The 503-nt window shown below is 68.4% G+C and carries 1 pseudogene; it reads right to left on the bottom strand.

The features are described from left to right. Positions 1–483, bottom strand: a pseudogene (locus SCI24_RS21500) (branched-chain amino acid ABC transporter permease); the annotation flags it as partial. Positions 484–503 lie beyond the last annotated feature (20 nt).

Here is a 503-nt window from a genome sequence, read left to right as displayed (position 1 = left end):
GTGGTGAGAGCTCCCGAAGTCGACGCCCAGCCACGGCTGGCGCATGGAGAAGATACCGGTCTCGCCGCCGAACACGCTGCTCAGGTTGGGTGCCAGCGCATGCAGCAGCTCGGCGATGGCCAAGGTCACCATGGCGAAGTAGACGCCGCTTCGCTTGCAGGCAAAGTAGCCGGCCCCTGCCCCGATGAGGAGTCCTGCCACCCCTCCCGCCAGCGGCAGCAAAGGCGTGGGCAGCCACAACCCTCCGCGCTCCACGGCGACCATGGCGTGGATCGTGGCGAAGCTGCCGATGCCGAAGTAGGCGGCGTGCCCGAAAGAGAGCAGTCCCCCCTGGCCGATGAGGAGGTTGTACGCCAGGGCGAAGAGCGCGGCGATCAGCATGTTCGAGGCCACCCCCAGCCAAGCCGGCGACAGCACGGCTGGGAGCGCCAGCATTGCCGCCACGGTGCCGGCCAGCATCCAGTGGGTGAACCGCGGTCGCATCGGCTCAGACCCTTTCGCCC

It is taken from the genome of Halomonas sp. (genome assembly GCF_033549285.1).
In the GTDB taxonomy this organism is placed as follows: Bacteria; Pseudomonadota; Gammaproteobacteria; order Pseudomonadales; family Halomonadaceae; genus Halomonas.
This window is presented reverse-complemented; position numbering and strand designations above follow the sequence as displayed.